This window comes from Mesorhizobium onobrychidis, from assembly GCF_024707545.1.
GTDB classification, from domain to species: domain Bacteria; phylum Pseudomonadota; class Alphaproteobacteria; order Rhizobiales; family Rhizobiaceae; genus Mesorhizobium; species Mesorhizobium onobrychidis.
The window spans coordinates 3,017,909-3,042,574 of the sequence record NZ_CP062229.1 but is presented as its reverse complement, the minus strand read 5'-3'; the positions used below and the strand labels follow the sequence as shown (position 1 = coordinate 3,042,574).

Below are 24,666 nucleotides of genomic sequence, written 5' to 3'. Positions count from 1 at the left end.
CCTCGCGTGAAAAGGCATTGGCTTGTCACATCAGTGAAACGTCTGGTCACTGCCATGCGCTGGTTCAGATGAAGGTCCGCTAACGAGCCGCCGGAGCGCCTGGGGAAAGTCCGGATCGGGTCATTTCCGGTCGTTGACGCCTCCTACGAAGATGTAGGTGTTGAAGCGGAATGGTATTAGTCTGCGCGGTCTGGGGCTTCAGGGACGCGGCAAACGCATGGATTTCAGCTCAGGCCATGGCTATTTCCTCATCGGCGGCCTCATCCTCGTCGGTGCCGGGCTCCTGATCCTTTCGCTGATCGTCAATATTCGTGTGGCACACAGCGTGCGCCACGACATGCGCCATCGTGAAAAGCTGTTGGAGTATTATCGCAACATCTTTTCCCAACTCGGCGTGATCCTGATCGGAATTGGCGTTTCCCTGTTCATCTTCTTTTTTCAGCAGAACTATCAGGACCAGCGCAAACGCGAAACGGAGCTGCAGCTGGTTCTCGCCAAACTGGCGGCGCGCATTGCTCGCGGCGCCGCCGTCGTCGAATTCCTTGGCGAATTTGATGCGCTGCTGGATGATGGCGGGCCCTACATCAGTCCGGAGCTCGGTGGAACGAACGCCGCGATCAGCGCGCACGGGGCGGAACTCGGCAAGCAGGTCGCCGAGATCCTTCTGGTCGAGCGCGACGTTGAGGTTCAAGGGTTCGAGATCCTGAATCTATCGCGCGATTTCGAAGCATCGTTCGTCGTCAACGAACTCGATCCCACGCTGTGGTTCAACATCGTCCGGGACGAGAGTGAGATCAAATATGCCACCACTCAGCTCGCCCTCGACTACAAAGACCTGCAGGATGCGATCGGCGGAGACTCAATCGCGGTTGCGATCGCAAATCCTGAAAAGGAGGCAAAGATCAAGCAGGAGGTGCTCGACATCTTTTATGATGCCGACCTCTTGCGCCAGCGCAGCAGGAGGCTTCTCGGCCGTGCGTGCTGGCTTTTCAGCGAGGGGCGCAGCTTCGTCAACCTTGGGCCGGTCAACGAAATCGAAGCCGATGCCAGGTCGCAACAGGAATGGATCGATCGGTCGAAACGCTTCCTGACGCAGTTGAAGTCGGGAAGCGGCGATTGCTTCAAATTGCTCCAGGTCGGTCCGGCGTCCTGAGTTGAGAACGCGCCCGGAAAGGCTCGCCGCCCCCGCCGCTCTAGGACTCAGTCTCAGTCAGCTGGTTACCGCCGATGGCCGATATGGGGGTGGAATGTTGCCATTTGTCTTGCGGCGCCTGGCCTAATCGCTGCTAATGCAGAACCGGATGACCATTCCGATCCAAGGCTCTATAACAGGCCGACAGAATTGCGATGATCAAGGGGAGACGATGCGCTACATACGTCCGCTTTCAATGGAAGATGCCGTTGGCCAGCTGGCCGGCTCGTCTGGCACGGCCGCCATTCTCGCGGGAGGCAGCGACCTCCTGGTGAGGATGAAAGGCGGCTTTATCGAGCCCGACCTGATCGTCGACATCAAAGCGATCGACGGACTGGGCGAGATCAGGGAAACGGCGGAGGGCTTCAGCATCGGTGCGGCGGTCTCCTGCGCCCTGATGGGAGAGAGCGCGGCCTTGAAGAGGGAATGGCCGGGCGTCGTCGAAGCGGCCAAGCTGATCGGCTCCAAGCAGGTACAGGGACGCTGCACCATCGTCGGCAATCTTTGCAACGCCTCGCCGGCAGCCGACAGCGTGCCGGCGCTGGTAGCCGCCAGCGCCATGGCATTGATAGCCGGGCCAGGAGGCAGGCGCACCGTCGCGGTAGAGGCAGTGCCGACCGGGCCGGGCAAGACGTCGCTCGCCAAGGGCGAGATCATCGAGGCGATCGTGCTCGACAGGCGCGCGCCGCGCTCCGGCGATGCCTATCTGCGTTTCATTCCACGCACGGAGATGGACATCGCCGTGGTCAGCGCCGGGGTGAACCTGACGCTCGATGAACAAGGTGTCGTCAAATCGGCCCGCGTGGCACTGGGCGCCGTGGCGCCGACAGTGCTGCTGGTGGAAGAGGCCGCCGAGGCCCTCATCGGCAGGAAGCTGGACGAAGCCGCGCTGGAGCGGCTGGCCAAGGTCTGCTCGGGGGCCTGCCGCCCTATCGACGACAAGCGGGGCACCATCGAGTTCAGAAGAAAAGTTGCGGGTGTGCTGGCCAGGCGGGCCGCCACGACCGCCTATGCACGTGCAGGAGGCAAATGATGGCTGGTGTAGCAGTCTCAACGACAGTCAACGGCGACAATGTCGAGTACCTTTGCCAACCGGACGAGACGCTGCTCGACGTCCTGCGCGACCGCCTCGGGCTGACGGGCGCCAAGGAAGGCTGCGGCACCGGCGACTGCGGCGCCTGCAGCATCATCCTCGACGACCGGCTGGTGTGCTCGTGCCTGGTGCTCGGCGCGGAGGCCGAGGGCCGGCGTGTCGAGACCGTCGAGGGCATGGCGCATGGCGACAGGCTGCATCCACTGCAGCAGAAGTTCCTCGAGCACGCAGCACTCCAATGCGGCATCTGCACGCCGGGCTTCCTGATCGCGGCGAAGGACCTTTTGGCCAAGAATCCCGACCCGACCGAGGAGGAAATCCGCTTCGGCCTCGCCGGGAACCTCTGCCGCTGTACCGGCTATGACAAGATCGTGCGCGCCGTCCAGGACGCCGCAAGCGTGATGAAGGGAGCCTGACGATGAACTTCGATCCGCGCTATTCCGGACGCAATTTCGCCTCCGTCGGCACGCGTCCCATCCGCCCCGACGGCGTCGACAAGGTGACAGGCCGCGCGCGCTACGGCGCGGACTTCAACATGGCCGGCCAGTTGGTCGGGCGTGTTCTGAGAAGCCCGCACGCGCACGCTACGATCAGGAAGATCGACACCTCAAAGGCGGAGAAGCTCAACGGCGTGAAGGCGGTGATCACCGCGGCCGACCTCCCCGACCTCACCGACGGCGATGCCGCCATGTACGACATCCTCGACAACTGCATGGCGCGCAAGAAGGCGCTCTATGACGGCCATGCGGTGGCCGCGGTCGCCGCGGTCGACGCCCGCACGGCAAGGCAGGCGCTGAAGCTGATCGAGGTCGACTATGAAGTGCTGCCGCATGTGACCGATGTCGACGAGGCGATGAAGCACTCAGCGCCCGTACTCAACGACACCATCTTCACCGAAGGCGTCGAGGAAAAGCCCACCAAGCCGTCCAACGTCACCAAGCGCACCCAGTACGGCCATGGCGACGTTCATGAGGGTTTTGGGCAGGCCGATTTCATTGTCGAACGCTCCTTCAAGACCGAGCAGACGCACCAGGGCTACATCGAGCCACATGCCTGCGTGGCGAGCGTCAGCTCCGACGGCACCGCCGACCTCTGGGTCTGCACGCAAGGCCATTTCGTCTACCGCCAGCATTGCGCCCAACTGCTTGGCATGGAAGCCTCCAAGCTGCGCGTCACCTCGTCGGAGATCGGCGGCGGCTTCGGCGGCAAGACCCATGTCTGGGCCGAGCCGGTGGCGCTGGCGCTGTCGCGCAAGGCCGGACGGCCGGTCAAGCTGGTGATGACGCGCGACGAGGTGTTTCGCGCCTCCGGCCCAACCAGCGCCACCTCGATCGACGTCAGAATCGGCGCCCGCAAGGATGGCACGATCACCGCGGCCGAGGCGACACTGCGCTATTCCTGCGGCCCCTATGCCGGCATGTGGGCTGAGATCGGCGCCATGACGGCGTTCGCCTGCTATCGGCTCGAGAACGTCAGGACGGTTGGCTACGAAGTTCTGGTCAACCGGCCGAAGACGGCGGCCTATCGCGCGCCATCGGCGCCGATGGCGGCGTTTGCGGTGGAAAGTGCCGTCGACGAGCTGGCCAAGGAGATCGGCATGGATCCGGTCGAGTTCCGGATCAGGAACGCCGCCCAGGAAGGCACCAGATCGTCCTACGGCCCGGTATACGGCCCGATTGGCATCGGCCCGACGCTGGAAGCGGCGAAGAACCATCCGCACATGAAGGCACCGCTGGGCAAGAACCAGGGCCGCGGCATGGCTTGCGGCTTCTGGTTCAACTTCGGCGGCCAGACCTGCACCGACCTCAACATCGGCATGGACGGCTCGGTCTCGCTTGCCGTCGGAACCGTGGATGTCGGCGGCTCGCGCGCCTCGCTATCGCTGGTGGCGGCGGAGGAACTCGGCATCGCCTATGAGCAGGTCAAGGCGGTGGTGGCTGACACCTCCAGCCTCGGCTACAACGACATGACGGACGGCAGCCGCGGCACCTTCTCCTCCTCTATGGCGACGATCTCGGCCGCCCGCAACGCCATCAAGATCCTGCGGGACCGCGCCGCGCAGATGTGGGACATTCCCGTCGACGACGTGGTCTGGGAAAAGGGCCACGCCATCGCCAAAGGCGAGAAGTACGGCAACCTCGCTGCACTGTCGCTTAAGGAGATCGCGGCCGCGTCAGGGAAGACGGGCGGGCCGATCGCCGGCCACAGCGAGCTCGTCGCCGACGGCGCCGGCGTCTCCTTCGCCACCCATATCTGCGATATCGAGGTCGATCCGGAGACCGGCGCGACCAGGGTCCTGCGCTACACCGTCGTGCAGGATGCCGGCAAGGCGGTGCACCCGACCTATGTCGAGGGGCAGTACCAGGGGGGTGCCGCGCAAGGCATCGGCTGGGCGCTCAACGAAGAGTACATCTACGGCAAGGACGGGCGGCTGCAGAACCCGGGCTTCCTCGACTACCGCATCCCGGTCTGCTCGGACCTGCCGATGATCGACACGCAGATCCTCGAGATCCCCAATCCCAACCATCCTTACGGGGTGCGCGGCGTCGGCGAGACCTCGATCGTGCCGCCGCTGGCGGCGATCGCCAATGCGGTGTCGAACGCCGCGGGCGTGCGGATGACGCATATCCCGATGTCGCCGCCGCGGATTCTCGCGGCGATCGAGGCGGAACGGGGAGGCTGATGGTCGAAGTAACGCTCTGGGGATCGCTCGGCGCAATCGCCGGAGGCAAGAGCAAGGTCGAGATCGAGGCGAAGGATATTCGGGAGCTGTTCAGGAAGCTGGCTGAGCAGTATCCCGGCTTCGAGCCCTACATCGACCGCGGCATCGCAGTCGCTATCGACGGGGTTATCTATCGCGACACCTGGTCGAAGGAATTGCCACAAGGCGCTGAGATATTCCTGCTGCCGCGTCTTGCTGGCGGATGACTGGACAACCATGTCGCTACCATCGCCGACCAAGACCTGGGCTGTCATGCAGGGCCTAGAAAGGGCTCGGCTATCAACACAATTCTTAGCCAGCCAGGGAATTCCGCAGCTTTCTATGGCTGCTTTGGGTCATGGGCGTGAATTCGGCCGAGCGCGAACGGGCCGTCGCTGAGGGTCGTACTCGGTCGTTCAGATTGATTGGGTTTTGACGCTAATCACCCACGCGCCGCAGCGTGCCGAGATTGTTATCGTCGAGAAACTCTATGGTCATAGCCGACGCCTTGCCGTCGGGGCCGATGTCAAAGCCTACGCCCGAGGGCCTGTCCGGCGTCTCGGCGTCCGGGAAGGTCAGGAAGAGGTCGCCGTCGAAATGCTTCAATGAATAGGACCGGGCGCCGGCCGGCCCGACCTTGAGCACAAGGGCGTCTCCCGCACTCGAAACGATCGCATCGCCAATGAAGTCGTTGGAATAGCGGCCTTCATAGGCACTGGCCGGTCCGGCCGGCCTTGCCGGAGACGGTGGCGCGGCATAGGTGGCCTTGGCGGCGGCGACCGCCGGGCCGAACAGGCTAGCATAGGCGTCGTCCCATGCCTTGATCCAGTCCTTCTCGACCTTTCCGTCAAAGGCCATATCGGCAAAGCTCTCGGACAGCCCTTCCGGCACGCCTGTCGAAAAGGCGTTGGCGACAATGACGATGCCAAGCTTCTCCTCCGGAAAAAGTGTCACCAGGGTACGGGCGCCGACGCTGAACGCGCCGGCATGACCCCAGCTCAGACCGTGCCGGCCGAATTCGATATTCCAGCCGAGACCGTAGAAGGACTCGCCACCGGAGACGGGGTTCTTGCCGCGCGCCATCAGGGGAACATGCGTCTGGTCCAGCGCATCGGCGGCAATGAGGGTCTCGCCGGCATAGACCCCGTTGCCGAGCACGAGGCGCACCCATTGCGAGAGATCGCGTGCCGTGGAGCTGACGCCGCCCGCCGGCGCCTGCGCATCCGGATCGCGCTTTACCTTCGCGGCCCAGACGCCGTCGATTTTGACGTGGAGCGCGGCGCGATTGGCGTGCTTGATGAAGTCCGCATGACGGGAGCTGGTCGAGGTCATTCCAAGCGGACGGTAGAGCTTCTCCTCGGCGACCTCCTCCCAGGACTTGCCTGTCGGCTTCGCGGCCGCGGTGGCACCCTCGGTCAGTCCAAAATTGCTGTAGGAGTAACCGGCACGAAAGCTCGACGATGGCGACACGAACCGCAGACGACGCAGGATCTCCGCGCGATCGTAGCCAATGTCCTCGAGGTCGTCTCCGGCGGTGCCGGGAAGTCCGCTGCGGTGCGAGAACAGGTCGCGGACCGTGAGTTCACTGGTCGGATAGGGCTCGGCGAGCCGGAAGGCCGGATCGAGATCGACGATTTTCGCATCCCAGGAAACGATGCGCTCGCTGACCAGCGCCGCCACTATCGTTGCGGAGACCGGCTTGGAGAGGGAGGCGATCTGGAACACCGTGTCCGCGTCGACCGCCTCCGGCTTTCCGGCCTCGCGATGTCCGAACCCCTTGAGGAAGATCACCTCGTCGCCATGCACGACCCCGATGGCGAGACCGGGTACGGCACCGTCCTTGACCACGCCTTCGGCGAGCAGTTCGAACTTCGACAGGGCGGCGGCAATCCGCTCGGGCGTGATGGTATCGGCCGACGCTGCATGCGGCGAAAGCACCAAGACGGCGATAAAGGCCCACATCCCCCAACGGCGGAAATTCCGACCCAGCCCCACGCTCGAACTCCCCCTCTCCCCTGCAAGCACTGGTCATACTACAGGCCGACGCAGGAAAGGCCAACCCTCGCCTGCGCGGTAGAGCGAAGTCTCCTGTGCGACCCCAAGTGGCCATCCCGGGAGCCAGCCGGTCAACGGTAGCGAACGGACCATCGCTCAGCGGCGACGACCGTCATGAAGAACCCGATCGACAACAGCGATGAGAGCACGATAGCGGCGTAGAGCCGGTCGGACTGATAGTTGAAGGTTGCCTGGATGATCAGCGCACCGAGACCTTTGTCGGAGCCGATCCATTCGCCAACGATCGCGCCGATCACCGCGGTCGCCGAGGCGATCCGCAGCGAAGCGAAAAGCATTGGCAGCGCACGCGGCAAACGCAGGCGCCAGAATACTTCCCAACGCGTCGCCGACAGCACGCGGAACAGCTCGTGCTCGCTGGGGCTCGCCGATTCCAGGCCCCGGATCATGTTGATCAGCGTCGGGAAGAAACAGATCACCGCCGCGATCACGATCTTGGGCAGCATGCCGAGGCCGAAGATGAGGATGACGACCGGGGCCAGCGCAAGCACCGGGATCGTATTGAAGAACAGCACGACCGGAAAATAGGCAGCCTGCAGCGTACGGCTGTGCACGAAGACGATCGCCAGCAGCACTGCGGCGAGGTTGCCGAGCACGAAGCCGGAGAGCGCCTCGATGGCCGTCGGCCAGAGGTTCGACAGGAGAAGCGATCCGTTCCTGGCAAACACGCCCGCTATCGCGGTCGGCGTCGGAACGATGTATGCGGGCACGCCAGCGAGCGGCAGCAGGACCTGCCATGCGAGAATGAGCGAGCCGGCGCCGATGATCGGCAGCACGGTCTGTGCGAACGGCGAAAGCGGCCCCCGGTTCACGAGGCCGCTCCAAGGGCGGAGCGCATCCTGGCCATCGCCGCGACGATCGCCGGATCCTCGCGCGAGCATCTGTTGTCCGGCCCCTTCAGCGGACGAAGGTCGTGGTCGGCGACGATCCTTCCGGGATGGGCGGCAAGCACGATCACGCGCTGTCCGAGATAGACCGCTTCGGCAATGGAATGTGTGACGAACAGCACGGTCGTTTCGGTCCGCCGCCAAAGGTTCAGCAGTTCGTCGTTGAGGCGATCGCGGGTGATCTCGTCAAGCGCACCAAAGGGTTCGTCCATCAGAAGCAGACGTGGCTCGCCAAGCAGCGCCCGGGCGATCGCCAGCCTTTGGCGTTGTCCGCCGGAGAGCTGATGTGGCAGGCGCTCACCGAGCGCCGACAGGCCGACGAGTTCGAGCAGTTCGTCGGCCCGGTCGTCTATCATGCGCGACAGGCTGCGGCGGCCCACCTGGATCGGCAGCCGTACATTCTCGCGCGCCGTGCGCCACGGCAAAAGGGTCGAGTCCTGGAAGACAAAACCCACGCCGCGGCCGGAGCGCACCGCCGACGGCGTTTCGCCCATCACGCGTATCGTGCCCGCGAGCGGCGCCAAAAGATCGGCGACAACCCGCAGAAACGTCGACTTTCCGCACCCCGAAGGCCCGAGGATCGACAGGAACGTCCCGGCCTCGACTGTCAGTTCGAGACCGGAGATCACCGTCACTGGCGAGCGCCGGCCGGGATAGCCGACGTCGAGCCCGGAGGTTTCGATGGCCGGCGCGGCCATCAAGAGGCAGGTGCGCCGAGCTTCGGCCGTTCAGCCGCACTGAGTTCGAGAATCTCAGTCGTATAGACGTCCTCGGCCTTCGGCCTGCCGTTCGGGTATTGGCCAATCTGGTCAAGCAGCGCGATCTGGCTCTCGATCGAGGCAGGATCGAACGTGCCCCATCCATCCTTTTTCGTGTTGTCGTCGAACGACAGTTTCAGCACCAGGGGGATCGTCTTCTTTTCCCAGCCTGCGTCGATCTCGGGATAGGCCGCGACGAGCTTGTCGACCGCCTGCTCGGGATTGGCGTGTACCCAGCCCCAACCCTTGGCGACCGCACCGATGAATTTTGCCAGGGTCTCGGAATCGGATTCGATGGCGCTGTCGGTCGCGAAGTAGACGTCGGCATAGGACGCCAGGCCCAGCTCCGACAACAGCAGATCGATGCGATCGTCGCCGACGACGCTGAGCGCCTGCGTGTTGGTGATCCAGCCGCCGATCGCATCCACGTCGCCACGGACGAGCGGCGCCTTATCGAACCCGACATTGACGATGGTGACCTCGGAAGGGTCGATCTTGTTCTTCGCCAGCATCGCGTCGATGGCGAAGCGCGCGGTCGGCTGCGTGCCGATCCGCATCCCCTTCAGATCCGCCACCGACCGGATCGGCTTCGCCGGTTTCGACGTCAGCGCATAGGGCCCGGTGCGATAGCCGCAGGCGATGATCTTTACCGGAACGCCGCTCGCCCGCGCGGCATAGAGTTGAGGCGATTCGGAGAATTGGCCGAGCTGGGCGGCACCGGACACCACCGGCGGCACGGTGGCGGCGTTCGGCCCTCCGGGGCTGAACTCGACTTCGAGCCCGGCTTCTTTGAAATAGCCATTGGCGACGGCTGCCACGTCGCCAATCTGGCCGTTCGACATCAGCCAGTCATACTGGACGACCAGCTTGGCAGCTGCCGATGCGCTGGCGCCAAACAGCTGAAGACCCGGCCCGAAAGCCGCCAGGCTGGCAGCGCCGGCCTTCAGGATCGATCTGCGATTCCACTGCGATGTGTTCCCACTCATCTTCTTGCTCCGTTGTTGGACTGTTTTGCATGCGGCGCGGCCCTTCTTGTGAGGCCGTCGCGATCGGATCATCCTTGCGTGTCGTGATAGTCGCCCGGTCCCGCGCCGGTCCAGGCGTAGAGCTCCCACAGCGTCCCGTCCGGGTCGTGGAAGTAGGCGCAGCGCGCGTTCCAGACATAGTCGCCGGGAGGCCCGACGAACGGCACTCCCTTGTCCGACAGTTCAGCGTAGAGCCGGTCGACCTCGCCGGCGCTTTCGAGTTCCATGGCGACACATGCCTTGTACGCCTGCTTCGGTGAGCGGACATTCGAGACGCCGCAGTGGCGATTGATGTGATCCAGTTCCCATGCGGCGAGCGTCACGCGCTCGGAATGAAAATCGACAAAGCCTTCGGCGCGGCGTCTGATCCGGTAGCCGAGCTTCTGCGTGTAGAAGTCGATGGTGCGGTCGATATCCTCCACAAGGAGGCAGATATCGGTGATTGCCTTGGTCTGCCCGAGCGACATGGTCATTTGCCTCGATTGATCTTCGCGGTGAGTTCGACGCCTACGCGCGATGCCGCGCCATCGATGTGCCGGCGCATCGCCTCGCCGGCAGCCTGCGGATCATGCGCGGCGAGCGCGTCGTAGATCCGCACATGCTCGGCGACGTTGACCTCGACCAGGTCGTGGAGCGGGTTGGTGAGGCGGGCATAGTGGATCGACTGGCGGATCTGCTCGCAGACGAAGGAAATGAAGGTGTAGATATAGCCGTTGCCCGTCGCCCGGGCGATCGCCCGATGGAAAAGCAGATCGGCCTCGATGCTGCCATCCTCCCAGCGCTCCTCGCCACCCATGCGGTCCAGCGCAGCCTTGATTGCGTCAAGATCATCGGATGCGCAGCGTGTCGCGGCCAGCGTGGCGGATTCGGTCTCCAGAATGCTGCGCAGCTCGAAGAGCTGCTCCATGTTGCGCTGGTCTTTCAGCGCTTCGCGGTCGATCCGGATGGCTGTTCGCTGTTCCGGCGCCATGACGAATGCGCCTACGCCCTGACGCGCCTCGACCATGCCATCGGCGCGAAGCTGCGCGATCGCTTCCCTGACAACATTGCGGCTGACGCCGAATTTGTCGGCGAGCTGGCTTTCGGTCGGAAGCCGGGCTCCCGGGATGATATCGCCGCCCTCGATCTCGCGGCTCAGATGCGAGGCGACGCGATGCGGAAGCGCCTCCACGCTGCCTATGATGGACGAACGCTGCTTCATGCGGCTTCCCCTACAAATCGCCCCGATCAGGCATGAGACATCCGGGATTGAACAGGCCTGTCGGATCGAAGGCTGCCTTGATCGCGGTATGTAGCTGCCGCTCGCGCTGCGACAGACCGGCCCAGAACACATGGCTGCGGCTGCGACCCACGCCATGCTCTGCGCTGAACGAGCCGCCGAGCGCTCCGACCAGTTCATAAAGTCGGGTCAAAACCGCCTGGCCCACGGCCCTCGCTTCGCCGGGCTCGCAATCGATGGGAGGCAGCACGTTGAAATGGATGTTCCCATCGCCCGCGTGGCCATAGGCCAGCGATGTCCAGCCTGGCCACTCGCGCACGATACACGCGCGTGCTTGCTCAATCAGCTTCGGCACTTCGCTGAGGCGAACCGAGAGGTCGGTGCGGACATGAAAGCCACGCCGCGCCTGACCCTCAACCAGGCCCTCCCGGATGGCCCAGAATGTGGCGGCCTGCGAGCGGCTTTGCGCGACGACGCCGTCCCTGATCAGGTCGGTCTCAAGGGCGCGCGCCAGCATCGTTTCAAGAAGTCCGCCGGCATCTATCCCTGGCCCACAGGCGAGTTCGACGATCGCATGAACCGGACACGCTTGCGTCAACGGCGAGCGCAGGTTCGGATCGATGAGATGGGCAAGCGGCAGGCACTCCTCGCCGATAACCTCAAACGCGCTGAGAAGGTCGGAGCAGAGATGCCTCGCCATCCGGAAAAGTTCGCATGCCTGGCGGAAGCTGCCCAGTCCGACATAGGCGGTCTCGACCTGCGTCGGCCGGGGCGAGAGCCTTACCTCTACGCCCGTGACGACCCCGAGCGTCCCCTCCGAGCCGATCATCAATTGCTTAAGGCTGTAGCCGCGATTGTCCTTGCGCAGCCCATTCATGCCGTTCCACAGTGTGCCGTCCGGCAGAACCGTCTCAAGCCCGAGCACCAGATCACGCGTCATGCCGTACCGCAGCACATTGATGCCACCCGCATTGGTCGCGACATTGCCGCCGATCGTGCACGATCCCTGCGCACCAAGCGCGAGAGGGAAGGTCATGTCGGATGCTTCAGCGGCGTCCTTGACGTCCTGCAGCACGGCACCGGCATCCGCTTGCAGCGTGAAGTCGAGCGGATCGACGCAGCGTATCCGGTTGAGACGCTCAAGCGACAGCACGGCGAACTCCGAATTGTCTGGAATCGCGCCGCCGGCAAGTCCGGTATTGCCGCCTTGCACGACGATCGCGACACCGCTCTGCGAGCACCATCTCACAAACGCCTGGACGTCTTCCACGGATCCTGGACGCACGATGAAGCGGGCACTTCCGCGCCTGTCGCGGCCCCAATCGATGAGGTAGCGCTCTGCCAGTGGCGACCGTCCGTCTATCAGCGCATCACCCGCCAACTGCGCGGGCAGCTCAACAATTGCGCCGGAAGCTTCGCGTTGAAGAGACGGATGAGCCGTAGACATGGGTCCGATCATACGGTCATCCTACAACTTGGCAAGTCCCTATTCTCTCGGTTGCCGTCATCACTTCGGCGCCGAACTCCGCGGGGCCTACCCCCCCATCCACGCCCGCGCCTGAACTGTTCCCCCTCGAAAAATGCTATTTTTTTACAGCCGGCCGGGGCCAATGCTTTAACGTGGTTGCCTGGAACTGTTCTTTATCGGCCTGAACATGTTTCAGATCCTTCGCCGCCTCAGCGGCACATCTCTGCTTCGACCCTGGATAGTCGGAACCGAAGCTCGTTCCATCGAAGCCGGCGCAGTGACGATCTGCTCAGGGGTCCACCTGCCCCCCTCTAACAATGGATGCCGGTCTCCTTCGAATAAGTATTGTGTCGAATACATTTCGCTGATTAGCTGTCTTGCATAAGTCCGGGACAAGATTGGCAAACGTTGTCCGGGGAGGACCGCGATGCCGGTGCTTGAGGTTCGCCACGTTTCCAAGAATTTCGGGGCCATCCAGGCCCTGAGCGACGTCAGCTTCCAGGTGGAGCGAGGCGAAGTCGTGGGTCTGATGGGGGACAACGGCGCCGGCAAGCCCTCCGTGGTCAAGACCGTGGCCGGGGATTTCCCGCCGAGCGGGAGGAAACTCCTGCCCATTTCATAGGGGATCTCAATGTCGGAATTGTTCTCGCTCAACGGCCGTGTCGCGCTGGTCACCGGTGCTTCGCGTGGTCTCGGCTTCGCCATGGCCAAGGCACTTGCGGAAAACGGCGCGACAGTGATCGTCAATGCCCGCGATCCGGCCGCCCTCGCCGCGGCGGCCGAAAGGATCGGGGCCGAAGCCCTGCCGTTCGATGTCACCGACGCGGCGATCTCAAGGGCGTCGCTCGAAGGAATCGTCGAACGCCACGGCCGCCTCGATATTCTGGTCAACAACGCCGGCATCCAGCATCGAAGTCAGTTGATCGAATGGCAGGACGAGGATTTCGACCATGTGATTGCCGTCAATCTTTCGGCTTGCTTCCGCATGATGCGCGACGCGGTGCGCCTGATGCTGCCAAACAAGTTCGGGCGCATAATAAACACCGGATCGGTTGCAGCGATACTTGGCCGTCCCACCATTCACGCCTATGTGGCGGCAAAGGCGGGCCTGCACGGGCTGACACGCTCCACTGCCGCTGAGCTGGGCCGTCACGGCATCACCGTCAACGCGATCGCCCCCGGCTATTTCGCCACCGAGCTCAATACCGCACTTATGAGCGACGAGGCCTTCACCAAATGGGTCGAGACACGAACCCCGGCGGGCCGCTGGGCCCAGCCTGAGGAGCTCGGCGGAGCCGTGGTGTTTCTCGCCTCCGACGCTGCCGCCTACGTCAACGGACATGTACTGGCCGTTGACGGTGGGCTATCGGTCTCCCTCTGACCTGCGACGTGCCTTTCAGAAAATTTCAGCCGGGCAGCGCCGCGAGGTCTGTGAAGACCGGCTGAGTTAATGCATGTCGCGCAAAAGTGTGCAGCGGTTTTGCGATAACGACATGCATAAAACAACAACCTAAAGCGCGTCGCATGAGGCCGGCCAAACGCGACGCGCTTTAGCCAATCCCATAGACCAGGCTCACGCGCCCATCCGTGAGTTGCTGAACCTTCCGCAGTTCGAGCCCGCAGCGATTTTGCGTTGCTCCAAATAGCGCCTTCCCTTCGCCGACGAGCAGCGGATAGAGGATCAGCCGCAGTTCATCCACCAGCCCGGCATCGATGAGGCTCGCGGTCATTCGCGCACCGCCCATGAGATAGATATCCTTGCCGGGCTGCTGCTTGAGGCCAGCGATGTCGTCGAGGCTCCGCACGAAGCGCGTCTTTGGCCAAAGCGCCGAAGTCATCGTGTTCGACAGCACATAGTGCGGGGTCTGTTCGGCAAAGCGGGCCCATTCGAGCTCGGCCGGCGTCGGCAACTTGCCGGTCATCGGCAGCGGCTTGTCCGGCTCATTCTGGATCGCGCTCCAGTAGCGCTCGTAGCCGGCGTACATGACGCTCCCGAGCAGGCAGGCATCGATCTGCGGCGTCAGCCCATACTCCTCCGACCACGCGTCGACCCAATCGGCGTAACCCTCGGGTCCCTCCATCTTGCCGTCGACGGAAACCTTCATTCCGGCGATCAATTTGCGCATGACGTCCTCCATCAGGCTTGCACAATGCAAGCACGTTCATCGTTTCATCGGTGCTGGTGTGCGAGCCTCCATGGGCGGATGCCCGTGGAAGCTGGGCGGTGACTTCAGGGGTGGTCGATGCGATCGTGTCAGGCCGGCAGGCGGCGGTCGTATTCTTCCCGCAGGCGGCTCCAGCCATCCCAGAACGAGGTCGGCGTCCTGCCCGCGAGGCGGGCGGCCAGCATGTCGAGGTGCATGTGCCAGCCGGCGGTGACGTTGAGCTGGATTGCGCGTTCCGGCAGCCGGCGATGGATGACGGTGAGCAGCACATCATTGCCCTTCGGCTCCAGCAAGAAGGAAACCCCGCCGGTGTTTCCCCAGGTGATGGCGAGCTTGCGCGGCGCATCAAGCTCGGTGATCCGGCCCTCCATCCGATGCTCTTCGGGAAAGCCCGCGGGGCGCTGGCCGGGCGGGTCGGTCAGCTCGTCGTTACGCCAGACCAACTCGAACGAGGTGCCGGCGTTCATTTCCATCTGGCCGGCAGCCATCCACTGCCGGCGCAAGTCACTCTCGGTGAGATAAGCCCAGACCCGCTCGATGGGGCCGGGCAAAAGGCGCTGGATGGTGAACGTGGCGGGCTCGGTCAGCTCGCCATAGGCTTCGATGTTTTTCATCTGGTTCATTGGTCGTCTCCTTCTTTTGAGGTGGGCGATTTCCTGGAATCATCCTTGGCTTTGCTTGCGTCCTCCTCGCGAAGGAGGCGTTCGAGAACGTCGAGACGGTTGGTCCAGAAGCGCTCGTAGAAGCCCAGCCATTGGTGGGCGCTGGCCAGCGGTCCGGGTTCGAGGCGGCAAAGATGTGTGCGGCCCCTCACCTCTCGACGAATAAGCCCGGCATTCTCCAGCGCCTTGATGTGCTTGGAGGCCGCCGCCAGCGACATGGCGAAGGGTTCGGCGAGCTGGCTCACCGTTCGCTCGCCGCCGGCGAGGTCGCGAAGCATCCTCCGGCGGGTGGCGTCGCCAAGAGCGTGAAAAACCGCGTCGATCTGGCGTGTCTCTAATTCAACCATGTAGTTGAATATAGAGACACGCCTTCGAATTGTCAACCGATTGGTTGAATGATTGTGGGAAAACCCTGCTACGGCAGATTCAGCAGAATTTCAGAAATCTTCCGGTACGCGCCCGTTCTTTGGCTTCATTGTTCTCAAGAAAGAAAGAACCGGATGAGGTCGACCATGTCACTGAATGAGAACACGCGCCAAGCCGCCCGGCAAGAACTCCTCGAATATGTATCTTGCGTTATGGCTGCGTCGCCTTGTGCGCCCATGCCTGGAACGATGTTCGAAATGCTCGAGATCATCGCCATGGAGAGGCGGATGGCTTCCAGCCAAAGTGAAAGCGAATCAAATTCCTTTGATCCCTTGACGTCTGAGCGAATTGAGACCCCAATCAGGCAGCGTCTAGTCAGGCTGATCAGGTCGGCATTCGATGTCGCAAGAAAATCCAGAGCACGTTCTGGCACTTGGCAGTTGCGAGCTTGATCTTGCGCGCGGCCTCCTTCTCCGCGACGGGAAACCTGTTGCCCTCCGCTCCAAGGCGTTTGATCTGTTAACCTATCTCAGCAGGAATGTTGGACGTGTCGCGACCAAGTCAGAACTGATGTCAGCGGTGTGGCCTGATGTCTTCGTGACCGAGGACTCACTGACGCAAGCCGTCAGGGAGTTGCGAAAGGCGCTGCAGGACGAAAGCCAAACCATTATCCGCACGGTCGCCAAACGCGGCTACGTCCTCTCTCTTCTCGATGCGCCAAAGCCAGAGAGCTCTGGACAGCCGAGCGTTGCGGTACTGCGCTTCAGCAATGAAGGTGCGCCGGAAGACACCCCTCTGGTTGACGGCTTCGCCGAGGACATTGTCAATGCGTTGGCTCGCTTTGGAACGGTCGTTGTGCTGGCGCGCAATTCCGGATTTGCATTTGTCTCGGATTCCGCTTCCGATTGGCGTGCCATTGGCGACAGCCTTGGCGCAACCTATTTGGTCCGTGGCAGGGCGACGACTCGCGCAGACGGCATGCGGGTCACCGTCAGCCTCATTACCGCCTCGACGGGTGGAGTTCTCTGGAGCGATAATTTTTCTGCGTCTGGCGGCCAGATCTTCGATATGCAGGAAGAAATCGCTCGCCGTGTGGTGAACCGGCTGGTCGCTCGGCTCGACGACGCAGGGATTAAACAAGCAACCCCAAAACCTACGGACAGCTTGGCCGCATACGAACTTCTCCTGCGTGGACTGGCCCGGCTGCGCGGCTATGGTGATGACGACAATGAGGCTTCGCGCAGTCTTTTCCAGGCGGCGGTCGAGAAGGACCCGACCTATGCCTTGGCGCATTCCTACATCGCGCTCGCCGATCTCATTATCGGTGGCTATGCTGAGGCATCCCCAGCGTTGCTTGGTTCAGTGATCGACCGCGCAGAGTGTGCGGTGACCTTGGCGCCGGAAGAGCCACGCTGCCATCGCGTACTCGCCCAGGCTTTCCTCTCAGCCCGTCGGTTCGAAGCAGCCGAACATCACCTTCAACGCGCGCTCGACCTCAATCCGTATGACGCCGATACGATTGCTCAAATGGGATACTTGCTCACGATGAGAGGCAGGCCTCTTGAAGCACTCGCGGCGCTTGACAGTGCGATACGGATCAACCCGATCCATCCTGATTGGTACCATTATGATCGCTCTATCGCGCTTTACTCTTCAGGAGACTACAAGGCCGCGCTCCTTAGCATGTCGAAGCTCCCATTGAAGGCACCCTGGCGGCTGACAAGGCTCGCGGCGTGCCATGCGCAACTCGGCGATCTCAAGGAAGCCCAGAACATTATCGCAGAGGTCAAGCGGATAGCGCCTGACTATTCGCCACTGGAGTTTGCGCAAACCAGGATAGCGTTCGAACATGCGAGCGATATTGAACACTTCACTGCCGGCGTCGCCAAAGCATTTGCAGCATATGAGGCCGGCCCGGTCGGCGCCGCCCTGCCCGGACATCGTGAGTAGCAGCGCGCTTATCGCGAAGGGCTGACGAGCCTTCCGGATTGTAACCACAAATGGCAACTGCGGCGGAAGCGGGACCTTCACTTGCCTTCGAAGAAAGTATGAATCGAGACTTCCAGCTTTTCGATGAGTTGAGGGTTATGGCAGCTTCCAGCCCAGATCAGGGCGTTCAGTCTCATATCCTTGTTGAGAAAGTTCATTTTCCGAGAATCAAGCAGGTATCCCGCGACCTCGTAGTGCCGTCCCTTGATAGCCTCGATAAGCGCGTTGTTTCTTCCGGTCTTGTCAGTAAGATTCACGTCGGCGCCATTCTCGACAAGCAACTTAACGACATCCAGATGCCCGTTCTTTGCTGCTTCAATAAGCGCCGTTCTGCCGTAGTAGTCGGCTCTTGCATCGATCTCTATTTCGGGATGTTTCACGAGGGCTAAAATAGAGGCGTAGTGGCCCTTGGCCGAAGCAAGGCTCAAAGGCGTGCTCTTCCATTTGTTTCTGGAATTCACATCGATTGCTGGGTGTTCGATCAACGCCTCGACCGCCGCAGTGCGGGCATTGAGGGCTGCGAGATGAAGTGCTGACCAGCCGCCGCCGTCCGCCTCGTTGATATTGGCGCCGGCCGCCAACTCCGCTCGAACGGCCTCCGCATCGCCGCTTTCTGCCGCGAACAGCAGATTCGACCAACCTCTCGCCCCTTCGGCTTCCAAGCTCTCGGTCAATGCAGTCGCCTCCCCGAATGCTCCCCGCAGGATACCATTGTTCCGGTTCGGCCGACATCCACCGAATGACCGGCTTCCATCGAAAAGCCTTTCACATTCGACAGCGTCCGGCAAATACAATCCGCGTGTGAAGGGCGGCCCCAGCGCGTTGGGGTTAAAAGCTGGAGCGATGTCGGGTTATGACCGGAAGTGGCATCGGGATCAGCGCTTCACATTCTCCTGATATCTCGCCCGTTCGTCGCATGATGCCTGTGACTGCCTGACTTAAGAGCGCGACGGCGTCCGACTGACTTCACTCGCAAGCAGAGTGGCGAGGACGCCGAGGTCGGGCTGGCTCATTGGTAATCGGCATGGAAGTTGGACCGCTCGGACTTGAAGCCAGGCCTCTGATCAAAGCGGAACTGGCCGATATCCTCCGGCAGCGGAGGCCGATAGAGAACGAACCGTAAGCGCGCACTCTATCGAGACAGATCATGCAGTCCTTCAGTACGTTCGTCGTCAACAATGTCCGCTGGCTCTTGGGCGCCTTTTTGCTGACCCTCGTCTCGTCCTTCGGGCAGACCTTCTTCATCGCCTTGTCGAACGGGGGGATCCGCGAGACGTTCGGGTTGAGTCATGGCGAGTTCGGCGGGCTTTATATGCTGGCAACGCTCCTCAGCGCAGCGACTCTGCCGTTTTTGGGTCGGCCGCTGGACCGGTATTCGACAGTGACCATGGCGATCGCGGCGATGCTCATGCTCGCCTGCGCCACAATCGCGATGGGGTTCGCCGGTTCGCTGCCAACCCTGCTCCTCGCGCTCTACCTGCTGCGCCTTTTCGGGCAGGGCATGATGACCCAGACCGCTTTGACGGCGACAGGCCGCTGGTTCGCCGCGAACCGGGGCCGCGCCGTCTCGGTCGTCACGCTTGGCTTTCATGTTGGCGGCGCTCTGTTGCCTTTCTTGTTCGTCCTCGTGGCCGGCCTCGTCGGCTGGAGGGGAAGTTGGTTCGTCTGCGCAGCCTTCATCCTGGTCGTGGCGTTGCCTCTGGTTTGTGCGCTGGTCTGGAAGGAACGCAATCCGCAGAGCGCGGCCCAGCCGAGGGCGCAACGCGCAGTGAAGCACTGGACGCGGGCGGAAGTCCTGCGCGATCCGACGTTCTACGCCATCTGCCTGGGTGTCCTGGCTCCCGCCTTCGTCGGCACGACCATCTTCTTTCACCAGGTCTACCTAACCGAGCTCCGAAGCTGGCCGCTGCAACTCTTCGCGAGCGGCTTCGCCGTCCTGTCCGCCACGACGATGGCCTTTGCGCTTCTGGCCGGGTGGCTGATCGACCGCCTCTCGGCGGTCCAACTTCTGCCTCTATTCCTTCTGCCGCTGGCGCTGGCGTGCTTCGCGGCTGCCTATCTGACGGCGCCTTTCGCCATCTTCGTCTTCATGGCGCTGCTTGGCATCAGCTACGGCTTCTCCTCGACCTTGGAGGGCGCCATGTGGCCGGAGATCTACGGCACCGCGCATCTCGGCGCGATCCGCTCGGTTGTGGTGGCCGTGATGGTTCTCGCGTCGGCGATGGGTCCCGGCATCACCGGATACCTGATCGACGCCGGCGTCGACTACTCGCTGCAACTGGCCTTGATGGGCGTCTACAGTCTTGCCGCCGCCTTCCTGATGTGGAGGGTATCGCGGAGGCTGACGCGGGCCCGTCTCGCGGCTGGAATCTTTCCAGCTCCTGATCGGCCCTGAAATCGTCGGCACTAACATTTATGTTGGGACATACGGAATGAAAGTGCTGGTCCGCGTCGGGTCAAGGATCCTAAGCACCCCGATACCACCACCTAGTTCGACATGCGGCGGATCGTAGACGGCAAGGCCGTTGAGCACTGCGACCCGACCTGCAGTAGCTTGCCGGCACTCTCCGAGGCCGCTATCGGAAAGGTGAGAAGCGAGATGCGAATTGGACGTCGGCAATTTCTGGTCCTGTCGCTCGGAGCGGCTGCCCTCGGCAAGGCATACGCCTCCGAGCCATTCTGGGCAGCCCTGCGATCCGGAGAAGCCATTGCCGTGCTGCGCCATGCCGCAGCCCCAGGCTCCGGCGATCCGCATGGCTTCAGGCTCGGTGATTGCAGCACCCAGCGGAATCTGTCGGAAGAAGGTCGTGCGCAGTCCCGCGCGATCGGCGACCTGTTCCGTGCAAATGGCATCTCGTCGGCAGCCGTCTATTCGAGCAAGTGGTGTCGTTGCCTCGATACCGCTCGCCTGCTCGGGATCGGCGAAGTTGTGCCTCTTGAGCTGCTCAATTCATTCTTTGGCAACAGTTCGGCCGCAGAGGAGCGCACCGCTGCCCTTTTGGCCTGGCTTCGCGGGCAGCGTTTCGGCGGACCCGCCATCCTTGTCACGCATCAGGTCAACATCACCAGCTTGACCGGCGAGGTGCCGGATAGCGGCGAAATGATCGTCGCCCGTATTCATGAGGCTGAGCCCGTGCAGGTCATCGGGCGTGTTGCCACGCCGGCTTGAGCATCATGGCCTTCGACCCCATCTCGTGCAGCAGCGCTTCAGTCGTGGAACAACGACGTGAGATCAAAGGGAGTGATGGCATGGCTATCGATTTCAACCACACAATCCTGCCGGCCCGCAACAGCGAGGCGTCGGCAAAATTCTTGGCGGAAATGCTTGGCCTTCCAGCCCCGAGGCGCTGGGGACCCTTCCAGATGGTCACGACCGAAAACGGTGCCAACCTCGACTACATGGATACCGACGCCGAAATCACGCCGCAGCATTACGCCTTCCTGGTCAGCGAAGCCGAGTTCGACGAGATCTTCGGTAGGATTCGTGAACGGAACCTCCCGTACTGGGCTGACCCTGGCTGGACGCAGTTGGGCGAGATCAACCACCACGACGGCGGCCGCGGCGTTTATTTCGAGGACCCGAACGGTCATCTTCTCGAAATCATTACCCGTCAGTACGGCAGCGGCGGATGGAACCCGTGATCGCTCGGTGACGTAGCCAGGCTCTGCGAGCTGGTCTCATGGCGGAACCTGAACGGTGATCTTGATCGATGAATAATAGGCCGCGACATTCGGAAATAACGAAGTACCTCTGAGGCCGACCGTGCTTGGCATTCTTGCAAACCGCATCTATCGTCATCTCTTCGCGGCTCAGGTGATCGCACTGATCGGTACCGGGCTTGCGACGGTAGCTCTCGGTCTGGGCGTGACTTTCGGGCTATCGGCGACATTTGTGATCCTCGCCTGCATCGCGGGCGCTGCCCTGTTTACGGCGTTACTAGTGTGGCCAGCTTCCGATCCAGAAGTCCTTGAACACCAGCATCGCGGCCTTCCCGAGCATGATCCGCATTGGGCTGAGGGATCGGACCATTTCGGACATCGCCATGCTCACGCCTTTGTAATCGATAAGCTGCATCCGGAATGGCCGCGCGAGCCTTAAGCGGCAGCGAGTGAGCAGGATATAGCCCCGGCATGCTGCAGACGATCATCGATGTTCAACGCGACATTTATCTGGCCTTCGCCGGGCACATAAAGACGTTCGCCCAAGACGGCAATTGGGGGGCACTCGCGGCCTTCTTGCCGATGGGCATCGTGTTCGGGGCGGTCCATGCGATGACGCCCGGACATTCCAAGTCGGTGCTTGCCACGTACCTCGCCGGATCATCGGCCGGACTGGGGCGCAGCCTGATAGTGTCCCTTGCACTCTCCTTCACGCACGTCGCCGTGGCGGTGCTGATCGCGCTCCTGGCGCTGCCGCTCGTGTCAGTCGCGCTGGGAACCGTCGGCCGTGCGCCATTGCTGGAAGATTTGAGCCGAAGCTTGCTCGGCGCGATAGGGCTCTGGATGGTGTGGCGGGCGCTCCGGCACGCGGTTCACGCCCATGGTGACCGGGAAGGTGTGGCGGTTGGCATCATGGCAGGCCTAATCCCCTGCCCGCTGACGCTTTTCGCTATGACATTCGCCATGATACGCAGCGTACCGGAAGCAGGCATCGCGTTCGCCGTAGCGATGATGGCAGGGGTCGCGTTCACCCTCTCGGCCGTCGCCCTTGTCACGGTGTTCTTCTGCAGCCAGCTGATCAGTCTGCTGAAATCGCGTCCGAAACTCGTCGCGGTCGTGACCCGCTCGGTCGAAGCGGTCGCCGGCGCAGTCCTTGTCGCCGTTGCCCTCCATGGAATCCTGTGAAGTAACGGTGTCGCCCTGGTTTGCTCAGTCGTCAGCGATGGAACTCGCCACCATCAATCCGTCCGCTGACGGCGAAGCCGGGAACTTCAAATTGACGAATTGCTCGCGCCCCCCGGCGATCAGTATATAGAGCCTGGATATCTGCAACCCATCTCGTTTTTCGTCGATCTTCTCAGCATCGGTCCGGGTGAAAAAGCTCTTCAGGAAGGTCTCGTGATCGACATCGGTCATGGCGACGGTGCATGTCTGCACCGCCTTACCGTCCAACCTGGCTTTTGTTACCCCGACGATGGCCCCCTTCGGCATGGTATCGTCTGCCGCAGTCGTCCACGTCTTTGCCTCATTTACATTCGCGATGGGGGATAAGTTCGAAAAAGCATCGTAGGAAACCGGCGTCCATCGAAGCCTCCCCGCCGCTGCTGCTGTCCGGTCGAAATCGGGACCGTGTGCCAGGCAGGTGCTGTGGAAGGCTTCCAGTGCGCGCTCGACATCGACACCGGCGTGCACCGATGATGCCGGATAAAGGGCGGCGAATAACGTCAGGAGGAAGCGAGGCGACATTTCACGCTCCGAGCCAGCTCAAAACGGTCGACACCTTTCAAACGCTTTGCCGCCGCGATCGATCCCCCTGGCTAAACGCCCCAAACCGACAAGGCTGGCCTCACCGCTCCTCTGGGGGCTTCAAGTGCCGGAACTGCAGCAGCAGCAGCAGGTCATAAATGATCTTCAATGCACCGCAGATGAGGAGGGGCCAAGCTCGGAAAGAGGCAGCAAGCAGAGCGCCCGCCAGCGCCGGACTGGCTGCCGCGGCCAGACTGCGCGGGACAGATGTGAAGCTCGCGGCCGCCGCCCGCTCCGCTTCCGTGACAACGGCCATGACGTAAGATGAGCGCGTCGGGACGTCCATCTGCGAAAGCGCGGCGCGGACCAGCAGCAGGGCCAGTGTCAGAGGTAGCGTCGGCGCAAGCGCCGCCAGCATTAGGGCGATGCTGGACGGAATGTGTGTGAACACCATCGTGTTGATGAGTCCGATGTGCCGGGACAGCCAAGCTGCAACGGGGAATGAGAACGCCGAAAGCACGCCGGACCAGAAGAAGAAAAATCCCGCTTCCGAAAGCGACAGGTCGAATTTTTCGAAAAGCCATAGGGCAAGCAGCGACTGGACGACAAAGCCGCCGGCGAAAGCATCAAGGCTAAAAAGGGCCGCGAGCTTGAGAACGATATTGCGCGAGGGGCCGAGCGCGGACGCGGTACCTGTGTCCGACGTGGGACGGCGCTGCGGGATCCGCGCGTAGAAGAGGCCGCCGAGCAGGCCGAGCAACGCGTAGAGCACGAACATGGCCTTGATGCCGGTGAGTTGGTCGAGGCCGGATGGAGCAACAAGATCAGGGGTCGCCGAAGCGAGTGCGCCAACGGCGCCTGCAAGCGCGCCCACCAAGCTGTAACGCGCGAACATCTTGGTCCGGGCGGCATCAGTGACTTCGCGTGTGAGCACGGCATGCTCTAATGGCACGAACACGCTGACGCTGCCGGCCGACGGGTTGATGGTGCCTGCGAACGCGATCACCAAAAACAGCGCGTAGTCATGAACCAGGGCAAAGGCCACACCCGTGGCGACCATCAGACTGGTGGCGGCAAGCAGGAGACGGCGGTGATCGTGTCGGGCACCAAGGACTCCGACGGCGATGGTCAAGAGCGCTGAACCGAGCAGCGATGCGGTCGCGATGATGCCGACCTGCAGAGGCGTGAAGCCCAATGCGAGCAGGTAGACCGGCAACAGAACGGCCACGAAGCCATCGCCCATATCGCGCAGGGCTCGGGCCGCAAAAAGAAAGGTCGTCGGGTGGATCCGCTGCACTGGCCTAGCCTACTCTCATGACCTGCGTCGGCGTCACCGCGCTCGGCAGCGACGCTCGGCAAGGCGGAAAGATCATGACGGAGTCGCGTTAGATATTCCAGCGAGTCGAGTATCGGTTTTGTTGGACTGGAACAGAGAGAACCTGTTCCGGGTAGATGGACGGGTGTTTGAGGTACGGATGGATGGATGAAGGAACTTGTTAGGGCCCGTGAGCTCGCGCGGTCACTTCATCGAACGGCCGATGCCGAGCGCGTCCGTTTCGCGTGGGCACCTTCTCGCTCGCTCCACACCTGCGAAATCCGCGGCGAAAATGGTATCGGACCGATTGGTGCTCCAATATGGACATGTAGAGTTGTTGTCTTCGA

General features: G+C 62.3%; 25 protein-coding genes and 1 pseudogene. 13 read left to right on the top strand and 13 right to left on the bottom strand.

Annotated features, from left to right (window positions below; all coding sequences use genetic code 11):
- Positions 1-217: 217 nt before the first annotated feature.
- The 5 genes from IHQ72_RS15110 (at position 218) to IHQ72_RS15090 (ending at position 5,213) form a co-directional block, all read left to right on the top strand.
- Positions 218-1,153, top strand: a complete 936-nt coding sequence (locus IHQ72_RS15110; protein WP_258123148.1) for a hypothetical protein — start codon at positions 218-220, stop codon at positions 1,151-1,153.
- Between the two features lie 211 nt (positions 1,154-1,364).
- Positions 1,365-2,225 (top strand): FAD binding domain-containing protein, encoded by an 861-nt coding sequence (locus IHQ72_RS15105; protein ID WP_258123147.1) that lies wholly within the window; start codon positions 1,365-1,367, stop codon positions 2,223-2,225.
- A complete protein-coding gene (locus IHQ72_RS15100; RefSeq protein ID WP_258123146.1) occupies positions 2,225-2,701 on the top strand; it encodes a (2Fe-2S)-binding protein in 477 nt (158 codons plus the stop codon). The genes IHQ72_RS15105 and IHQ72_RS15100 overlap by 1 nt, the downstream gene beginning before the upstream one ends.
- Positions 2,702-2,703: 2 nt before the next feature.
- Positions 2,704-4,968 (top strand): xanthine dehydrogenase family protein molybdopterin-binding subunit, encoded by a 2,265-nt coding sequence (locus tag IHQ72_RS15095; RefSeq protein ID WP_258123145.1) that lies wholly within the window; start codon positions 2,704-2,706, stop codon positions 4,966-4,968.
- Complete coding sequence (locus tag IHQ72_RS15090; protein WP_023799104.1) at positions 4,968-5,213, top strand: MoaD/ThiS family protein; 246 nt, start codon at positions 4,968-4,970, stop codon at positions 5,211-5,213. Before IHQ72_RS15095 ends, IHQ72_RS15090 begins: the two co-directional genes overlap by 1 nt.
- 211 nt (positions 5,214-5,424) lie before the next feature.
- Here the strand turns inward: IHQ72_RS15090 and IHQ72_RS15085 are convergent, their stop codons facing one another.
- The 7 genes from IHQ72_RS15085 to IHQ72_RS15055 all read right to left on the bottom strand — a co-directional run bounded on the left by IHQ72_RS15085 (position 5,425) and on the right by IHQ72_RS15055 (position 12,407).
- Positions 5,425-6,981 carry a serine hydrolase gene (locus IHQ72_RS15085; RefSeq protein WP_374120360.1) on the bottom strand — a complete coding sequence of 519 codons (1,557 nt, stop codon included), beginning with the start codon at positions 6,979-6,981 and terminating at the stop codon, positions 5,425-5,427.
- Positions 6,982-7,112: 131 nt separating this feature from the next.
- On the bottom strand, positions 7,113-7,871 hold the full coding sequence (locus tag IHQ72_RS15080) for an ABC transporter permease (RefSeq protein ID WP_258123144.1): 759 nt from the start codon (positions 7,869-7,871) through the stop codon (positions 7,113-7,115).
- Positions 7,868-8,644 carry an ABC transporter ATP-binding protein gene (locus tag IHQ72_RS15075; protein ID WP_374120359.1) on the bottom strand — a complete coding sequence of 259 codons (777 nt, stop codon included), beginning with the start codon at positions 8,642-8,644 and terminating at the stop codon, positions 7,868-7,870. The genes IHQ72_RS15080 and IHQ72_RS15075 overlap by 4 nt, the downstream gene beginning before the upstream one ends.
- Positions 8,644-9,690 (bottom strand): ABC transporter substrate-binding protein, encoded by a 1,047-nt coding sequence (locus tag IHQ72_RS15070; RefSeq protein ID WP_258123142.1) that lies wholly within the window; start codon positions 9,688-9,690, stop codon positions 8,644-8,646. The genes IHQ72_RS15075 and IHQ72_RS15070 overlap by 1 nt, the downstream gene beginning before the upstream one ends.
- Positions 9,691-9,758: 68 nt before the next feature.
- Positions 9,759-10,196, bottom strand: coding sequence for a VOC family protein (locus IHQ72_RS15065; protein ID WP_374120358.1), 438 nt, complete (start codon positions 10,194-10,196; stop codon positions 9,759-9,761).
- A gap of 2 nt (positions 10,197-10,198) precedes the next feature.
- Positions 10,199-10,930 (bottom strand): FadR/GntR family transcriptional regulator, encoded by a 732-nt coding sequence (locus IHQ72_RS15060; protein WP_258123141.1) that lies wholly within the window; start codon positions 10,928-10,930, stop codon positions 10,199-10,201.
- A gap of 10 nt (positions 10,931-10,940) precedes the next feature.
- Positions 10,941-12,407, bottom strand: a complete 1,467-nt coding sequence (locus IHQ72_RS15055; protein ID WP_258123140.1) for an FAD-binding oxidoreductase — start codon at positions 12,405-12,407, stop codon at positions 10,941-10,943.
- Between the two features lie 436 nt (positions 12,408-12,843).
- Between IHQ72_RS15055 and IHQ72_RS15050 the strand changes: the two are divergent.
- Positions 12,844-13,011, top strand: a pseudogene (locus IHQ72_RS15050) (ATP-binding cassette domain-containing protein); the annotation flags it as partial.
- 36 nt (positions 13,012-13,047) lie between these two features.
- Positions 13,048-13,797: a glucose 1-dehydrogenase gene (locus IHQ72_RS15045; protein WP_258123139.1), complete on the top strand. Its 750-nt coding sequence runs from the start codon at positions 13,048-13,050 to the stop codon at positions 13,795-13,797.
- A 169-nt stretch (positions 13,798-13,966) separates the two neighbouring features.
- Here IHQ72_RS15045 and IHQ72_RS15040 read toward each other — a convergent pair whose 3' ends face one another.
- The 3 genes from IHQ72_RS15040 to IHQ72_RS15030 all read right to left on the bottom strand — a co-directional run bounded on the left by IHQ72_RS15040 (position 13,967) and on the right by IHQ72_RS15030 (position 15,590).
- On the bottom strand, positions 13,967-14,542 hold the full coding sequence (locus tag IHQ72_RS15040) for a dihydrofolate reductase family protein (RefSeq protein WP_258123138.1): 576 nt from the start codon (positions 14,540-14,542) through the stop codon (positions 13,967-13,969).
- Between the two features lie 128 nt (positions 14,543-14,670).
- On the bottom strand, positions 14,671-15,204 hold the full coding sequence (locus tag IHQ72_RS15035; protein ID WP_258123137.1) for an SRPBCC family protein: 534 nt from the start codon (positions 15,202-15,204) through the stop codon (positions 14,671-14,673).
- Positions 15,201-15,590, bottom strand: coding sequence for an ArsR/SmtB family transcription factor (locus tag IHQ72_RS15030; protein ID WP_258123136.1), 390 nt, complete (start codon positions 15,588-15,590; stop codon positions 15,201-15,203). Before IHQ72_RS15030 ends, IHQ72_RS15035 begins: the two co-directional genes overlap by 4 nt.
- Positions 15,591-16,008: 418 nt before the next feature.
- Here IHQ72_RS15030 and IHQ72_RS15025 point away from each other — a divergent pair, with 418 nt between their 5' ends.
- Positions 16,009-17,559 (top strand): winged helix-turn-helix domain-containing tetratricopeptide repeat protein, encoded by a 1,551-nt coding sequence (locus tag IHQ72_RS15025; RefSeq protein ID WP_258123135.1) that lies wholly within the window; start codon positions 16,009-16,011, stop codon positions 17,557-17,559.
- A 77-nt stretch (positions 17,560-17,636) separates the two neighbouring features.
- On the opposite strand, the gene IHQ72_RS15020 is transcribed toward IHQ72_RS15025, so the two are convergent.
- Positions 17,637-18,272, bottom strand: a complete 636-nt coding sequence (locus IHQ72_RS15020; RefSeq protein WP_258123134.1) for an ankyrin repeat domain-containing protein — start codon at positions 18,270-18,272, stop codon at positions 17,637-17,639.
- Between the two features lie 473 nt (positions 18,273-18,745).
- Between IHQ72_RS15020 and IHQ72_RS15015 the strand changes: the two genes are divergently transcribed.
- From IHQ72_RS15015 to IHQ72_RS14995, 5 genes are all read left to right on the top strand, one after another.
- Positions 18,746-19,993 carry an MFS transporter gene (locus tag IHQ72_RS15015; RefSeq protein WP_258123133.1) on the top strand — a complete coding sequence of 416 codons (1,248 nt, stop codon included), beginning with the start codon at positions 18,746-18,748 and terminating at the stop codon, positions 19,991-19,993.
- Positions 19,994-20,311: 318 nt separating this feature from the next.
- Positions 20,312-20,767: a histidine phosphatase family protein gene (locus IHQ72_RS15010; protein WP_258123132.1), complete on the top strand. Its 456-nt coding sequence runs from the start codon at positions 20,312-20,314 to the stop codon at positions 20,765-20,767.
- A gap of 80 nt (positions 20,768-20,847) precedes the next feature.
- A complete protein-coding gene (locus IHQ72_RS15005) occupies positions 20,848-21,240 on the top strand; it encodes a VOC family protein (RefSeq protein ID WP_258123131.1) in 393 nt (130 codons plus the stop codon).
- A 121-nt stretch (positions 21,241-21,361) separates the two neighbouring features.
- The gene (locus IHQ72_RS36890; RefSeq protein WP_309508866.1) at positions 21,362-21,697 is read left to right on the top strand and encodes a hypothetical protein; all 336 of its coding nucleotides are present in this window, start codon (positions 21,362-21,364) and stop codon (positions 21,695-21,697) included.
- A 32-nt stretch (positions 21,698-21,729) separates the two neighbouring features.
- Complete coding sequence (locus IHQ72_RS14995; protein WP_258123130.1) at positions 21,730-22,443, top strand: ABC transporter permease; 714 nt, start codon at positions 21,730-21,732, stop codon at positions 22,441-22,443.
- Positions 22,444-22,467: 24 nt separating this feature from the next.
- Here the strand turns inward: IHQ72_RS14995 and IHQ72_RS14990 are convergent, their stop codons facing one another.
- Together IHQ72_RS14990 and IHQ72_RS14985 are read right to left on the bottom strand one after the other, a co-directional pair.
- Positions 22,468-23,004 carry a hypothetical protein gene (locus IHQ72_RS14990; RefSeq protein WP_258123129.1) on the bottom strand — a complete coding sequence of 179 codons (537 nt, stop codon included), beginning with the start codon at positions 23,002-23,004 and terminating at the stop codon, positions 22,468-22,470.
- A 100-nt stretch (positions 23,005-23,104) separates the two neighbouring features.
- Positions 23,105-24,247, bottom strand: a complete 1,143-nt coding sequence (locus IHQ72_RS14985; protein ID WP_258123844.1) for an MFS transporter — start codon at positions 24,245-24,247, stop codon at positions 23,105-23,107.
- Positions 24,248-24,666 lie beyond the last annotated feature (419 nt).

Bases quoted from the DNA above. Each gene is read 5' to 3' on its own strand.
- IHQ72_RS15110 (WP_258123148.1), top strand. From the start codon at position 218: ATGGATTTCAGCTCAGGCCATGGCTATTTCCTCATCGGCGGCCTCATC.
- IHQ72_RS15105 (WP_258123147.1), top strand. From the start codon at position 1,365: ATGCGCTACATACGTCCGCTTTCAATGGAAGATGCCGTTGGCCAGCTG.
- IHQ72_RS15100 (WP_258123146.1), top strand. From the start codon at position 2,225: ATGGCTGGTGTAGCAGTCTCAACGACAGTCAACGGCGACAATGTCGAG.
- IHQ72_RS15095 (WP_258123145.1), top strand. From the start codon at position 2,704: ATGAACTTCGATCCGCGCTATTCCGGACGCAATTTCGCCTCCGTCGGC.
- IHQ72_RS15090 (WP_023799104.1), top strand. From the start codon at position 4,968: ATGGTCGAAGTAACGCTCTGGGGATCGCTCGGCGCAATCGCCGGAGGC.
- IHQ72_RS15075 (WP_374120359.1), bottom strand. From the start codon at position 8,644: ATGGCCGCGCCGGCCATCGAAACCTCCGGGCTCGACGTCGGCTATCCC.
- IHQ72_RS15070 (WP_258123142.1), bottom strand. From the start codon at position 9,690: ATGAGTGGGAACACATCGCAGTGGAATCGCAGATCGATCCTGAAGGCC.
- IHQ72_RS15065 (WP_374120358.1), bottom strand. From the start codon at position 10,196: ATGTCGCTCGGGCAGACCAAGGCAATCACCGATATCTGCCTCCTTGTG.
- IHQ72_RS15060 (WP_258123141.1), bottom strand. From the start codon at position 10,930: ATGAAGCAGCGTTCGTCCATCATAGGCAGCGTGGAGGCGCTTCCGCAT.
- IHQ72_RS15055 (WP_258123140.1), bottom strand. From the start codon at position 12,407: ATGATCGGACCCATGTCTACGGCTCATCCGTCTCTTCAACGCGAAGCT.
- IHQ72_RS15045 (WP_258123139.1), top strand. From the start codon at position 13,048: ATGTCGGAATTGTTCTCGCTCAACGGCCGTGTCGCGCTGGTCACCGGT.
- IHQ72_RS15040 (WP_258123138.1), bottom strand. From the start codon at position 14,542: ATGCGCAAATTGATCGCCGGAATGAAGGTTTCCGTCGACGGCAAGATG.
- IHQ72_RS15035 (WP_258123137.1), bottom strand. From the start codon at position 15,204: ATGAACCAGATGAAAAACATCGAAGCCTATGGCGAGCTGACCGAGCCC.
- IHQ72_RS15030 (WP_258123136.1), bottom strand. From the start codon at position 15,590: ATGGTTGAATTAGAGACACGCCAGATCGACGCGGTTTTTCACGCTCTT.
- IHQ72_RS15025 (WP_258123135.1), top strand. From the start codon at position 16,009: ATGTCGCAAGAAAATCCAGAGCACGTTCTGGCACTTGGCAGTTGCGAG.
- IHQ72_RS15015 (WP_258123133.1), top strand. From the start codon at position 18,746: ATGCAGTCCTTCAGTACGTTCGTCGTCAACAATGTCCGCTGGCTCTTG.
- IHQ72_RS15005 (WP_258123131.1), top strand. From the start codon at position 20,848: ATGGCTATCGATTTCAACCACACAATCCTGCCGGCCCGCAACAGCGAG.
- IHQ72_RS14995 (WP_258123130.1), top strand. From the start codon at position 21,730: ATGCTGCAGACGATCATCGATGTTCAACGCGACATTTATCTGGCCTTC.
- IHQ72_RS14990 (WP_258123129.1), bottom strand. From the start codon at position 23,004: ATGTCGCCTCGCTTCCTCCTGACGTTATTCGCCGCCCTTTATCCGGCA.
- IHQ72_RS14985 (WP_258123844.1), bottom strand. From the start codon at position 24,247: ATGGGCGATGGCTTCGTGGCCGTTCTGTTGCCGGTCTACCTGCTCGCA.